The 3,469-nt window shown below is 74.9% G+C and carries 4 protein-coding genes; all 4 read left to right on the top strand.

The genetic code is table 11. The features are described 5' to 3' along the window. The first annotated feature begins 174 nt into the window (after nucleotides 1-174). The 4 genes from ACWDBE_RS34925 (at nucleotide 175) to ACWDBE_RS34910 (ending at nucleotide 3,324) form a co-directional block, all read left to right on the top strand. On the top strand, nucleotides 175-1,536 hold the full coding sequence (locus tag ACWDBE_RS34925) for a sensor histidine kinase (protein ID WP_449809952.1): 1,362 nt from the start codon (nucleotides 175-177) through the stop codon (nucleotides 1,534-1,536). After that, complete coding sequence (locus tag ACWDBE_RS34920; protein WP_449792738.1) at nucleotides 1,533-2,210, top strand: response regulator transcription factor; 678 nt, start codon at nucleotides 1,533-1,535, stop codon at nucleotides 2,208-2,210. Before ACWDBE_RS34925 ends, ACWDBE_RS34920 begins: the two co-directional genes overlap by 4 nt. Before the next feature lie 335 nt (nucleotides 2,211-2,545). Beyond that, nucleotides 2,546-2,905 (top strand): PRC-barrel domain-containing protein, encoded by a 360-nt coding sequence (locus ACWDBE_RS34915; protein WP_449792737.1) that lies wholly within the window; start codon nucleotides 2,546-2,548, stop codon nucleotides 2,903-2,905. A 152-nt stretch (nucleotides 2,906-3,057) separates the two neighbouring features. Next, nucleotides 3,058-3,324, top strand: a complete 267-nt coding sequence (locus ACWDBE_RS34910) for a metal-sensitive transcriptional regulator (protein WP_449792736.1) — start codon at nucleotides 3,058-3,060, stop codon at nucleotides 3,322-3,324. The last annotated feature ends 145 nt before the right edge of the window (nucleotides 3,325-3,469 follow it).

Genomic DNA, 3,469 nt, shown 5'->3' with positions numbered 1-3,469 from the left:
TCGCGCCCCCCCTTCCTTACCACCCACCCCCTCCCCGTGGGTCGGCGGCCCCCCGGCCCCCCCCCGCCCCCCCCCGACGCGGCCCGCCGCGCCCCCGACCGGGGGCCGGCGCGGCAGGAACCGAAGCTGCCCGGTTGCGGGCGTGGCCAGCGTCCCCGACCGGAGAGCACGACCATGAGCGATACCTGGCAGCGCCTGCGCCGCGACCACCCCCGGCTGCTCGACGCCGCCGGCGGGGCGGCCATGATCACAATCACCGCCCTCGGCGCCACCATCGACCAGACCGGTGGCCACCTCACCTGGTTCGACCCGATCACCTTCGGCCTCGCGATGGTCTCCGCCGTCACCGTGCTCGCCCACCGCCGCCACCCGCGTGCGGTGGTCGCCGTCACGCTGCTCTGCACGATGGTGCTCGCCATCGTCAGCCCCCGGTTGACTCCGACGCTTGCGTCCCCGCTGCTGCTCGCGCTCTACTTCCTCGCCATTCGCACGGACCGCGCCACCGCGCTGCGCGCCTCGGTCGTCACCGCCGTCCTGCTCACCGGGATCGCCCTGCTGCTCGGCCACGGCGGTCCGATCAGCGAACGGCTCGGCGTCCTCGCCTGGGCCCTGCTGCCCGGCGCCCTCGGAGACTCGATCCGCAACCGCCGCGCCCACCTCGCGGCCATCGAGGAACGCGCCGAACGCGCCGAGCGCACCCGCGAGGAGGAGGCCCGGCGGCGGGTCGCCGACGAGCGGATCAGGATCGCCCGTGATCTCCACGACGTCGTCGCCCACCACATAGCCCTCGCCAACGCCCAGGCCGGCATCGCCGTCCACCTCATGGACAGCCATCCCGTCCAGGCCCGTGAGGTGCTCAGTCACATCACCGACGCCACCGGCTCGGCCCTCCAGGAGCTGCGCGCCACCGTCGGCCTGCTGCGCCGCGCCGAGGAGCCCGCCCCGCTCGAACCCGCCCCCGGCCTCGACCGGCTGCCCGAGCTGATCACCACTTTCGAACGGGCCGGCCTGCCGGTCCGGCTCACCGTCGAGGGCGAGGCCCGCCCGCTGTCGCCCGGCGTGGACCTCACCGCCTTCCGGATCGTCCAGGAGTCACTGACCAACGTGGCCAAGCACGCCCACGGCGCCGACGCCGAGATCACCCTCGCCTACAGCGGCAGCCGGGTCGCGGTCAGCGTCGCCAACGGCCGCCCGAGCGCGACCAGCCGACCCCGCGCCGTCCCGCTGTCGCAGCACCCGCCGAGCGAGGGCGGCTTCGGACTGATCGGCATGCGCGAGCGGGCCGGCGCGGTCGGCGGCCGGCTCAGCGCCGACCGGCGGCCCGGCGGCGGTTTCCTGGTCACCGCCGAACTGCCGCTGCGCACCGGCGCCCGCGACGACGGCCCCGACTCCGCGGGCGGCTTCACCGCCGCCGAACTCGCCCGGGCCGCCCGGGCCGTGCGAACCGCCCGTACCGATCGCCCGACACCAGCCGAAGGACGAGACGGCGCCACCGGTGCGGTCGACGCCACCCGAGAGGAGAGGGACCACGCATGACCATCCGGGTACTGCTCGCCGACGACCAGGCCCTGCTGCGCGGGGCATTCCGCCTGCTGATCGACGCGGAGGAGGACATGGAGGTGGTCGGCGAGGCCGCCGACGGCCGGGAGGCCGTCGCGCTCGCCCGGGCCACCAAGCCCGACATCGTGCTGATGGACATCCGGATGCCCGGCGTCGACGGCCTCGGCGCCACCGCCGAGATCTGCGGTGACGAGGAGCTGTCCGGCACCCGGGTGCTCATCCTCACCACCTTCGAGATCGACGAGTACGTGGCCCAGGCGCTGCGCGCCGGCGCCGGCGGCTTCCTCGGCAAGGGCGCCGACCCGAAGGAGCTGCTCGCTGCCGTCCGCACTGTCGCGGCGGGCGAGGCACTGCTCTCGCCGGCCGCCACCCGGGCCGTGATCGACCAGTTCCTGGCCCAGCCCGAACCGGCGCCCGGAACGCCGACCAGTGAGCGGCTCGCCGTCCTCACCGCCCGCGAGCGCGAGGTGATGTCGATGGCCGCCACCGGCCTCACCAATGAGGAGATCGCGGAGCGGATGTTCGTCAGCCCCTTCACCGTCCGCACCCACGTCCACCGGGCGATGAACAAGCTCGACGCCCGCGACCGCGCCCAGCTCGTCGCCATCGCCTACCAGACCGGTCTCGTCCCACCCGGCCGCCAGGTCTGAGTGCTCCGGGGAGTTCCCGTCCGTCGTACAGCTCGAACATCTCGTCGCGGTCGAACTCCACCTCGCGGGCGATGATCACACGGCCTCCCCGATCACGCGGCTCTCCCCGGAACTCCCGCACTGACGTGCTCCGACTGTGCGCGAACCACCCGTCCTTCATCGAACGGCCCGCCCCGCTCAAGGTGGTCTGGCCCGCATGGACCACAGTGCCTGCGGGCCACCCCGCCGTACCTGCCGACGCGGTCGGCGCCGGGGCCCGTCGTGCGCCCCCGTCGCTCCCGACGGAGGATGGGGGGATCAGGGCCGTGGAAGAGCCGGAGGCGGGAGGCCGGGCCATGGGCATCGCAATGGCGGACATCCGGGAGTGGCGCGGCCACGCCGTGGTCGACGAGAAGAGCCGCCGCATAGGTTCGCTGGAGTCGGTCTACGTGGAGACGGCCAGCGACGAGCCGTTCTTCGCGACCGTCACGGTCGGGTTCGCCGGCCGTCGCCGCCTGGTGTTCGTCCCGCTGGAGGGGGCGGTGGCCGGACCGGACTACCTCCGGGTGGCGTACCCGCGCAACGTCGTCAAGCAGGCTCCGGCGATCGGCACCGACGACGTGCTGCCCGCCGAGGACGAGCCCGCCGTGTTCGCGCACTACGGACTTCCGTACGCGACCGGCGCGGGCGGGGAGCGACGCCTGGCCCGCCGCTGAGCCGCGCCCGCCACTGCCGCCGACCGGCACCCGTCCCCGCCGCCGATCCGCGCCCCGGGCGGGTGGGTCGGGTACGACTTTCGCCACCCGGGAATGAATACCCCGCCGGGTACACTTGTCCATCGACAGTCGATGTGAAAGGCGGCCCCGACATGCAGGTGGACGACGAGGCGGTCGGCGCGGTCCTGAACCGGCTGCGCCGCGCGCAGGGCCAGTTGGCCGGAGTGATCGCGATGATCGAGGCGGGCCGGGACTGCAAGGACGTGGTCACCCAGCTCGCCGCCGTCTCGCGCGCGCTCGACCGGGCCGGGTTCAAGATCGTCGCAAGCGGCATGCGCCAGTGCATGGCGGCCGCCGACGAGGACGCCCCGCCGATGAGCGAGGCCGAGCTGGAGAAGCTCTTCCTCGCCCTGGCCTGACCGGCGGCGCACGCCCAGGGAGCACGGAACGGCGGGGGGGGTGGGGGGGCGGGGCCCCCCCCCCCCCCCCCCCCGGCCCCGGGAGCGGCCGGGGGGGGGGGCGGCGAGCCCGGCCCCGCGGGGGCCCCCGGCGCGCCCCCCCCAC

It is taken from the genome of Kitasatospora sp. NPDC001132, from assembly GCF_053598415.1.
Note: the sequence above shows the minus strand (reverse complement) of the source record. Positions and strands in the feature narration are given on the sequence as shown.

Coding starts and splice junctions, on each gene's coding strand:
- ACWDBE_RS34925 (WP_449809952.1), top strand. CDS start 175: ATGAGCGATACCTGGCAGCGCCTGCGCCGCGACCACCCCCGGCTGCTC.
- ACWDBE_RS34920 (WP_449792738.1), top strand. CDS start 1,533: ATGACCATCCGGGTACTGCTCGCCGACGACCAGGCCCTGCTGCGCGGG.
- ACWDBE_RS34915 (WP_449792737.1), top strand. CDS start 2,546: ATGGGCATCGCAATGGCGGACATCCGGGAGTGGCGCGGCCACGCCGTG.
- ACWDBE_RS34910 (WP_449792736.1), top strand. CDS start 3,058: ATGCAGGTGGACGACGAGGCGGTCGGCGCGGTCCTGAACCGGCTGCGC.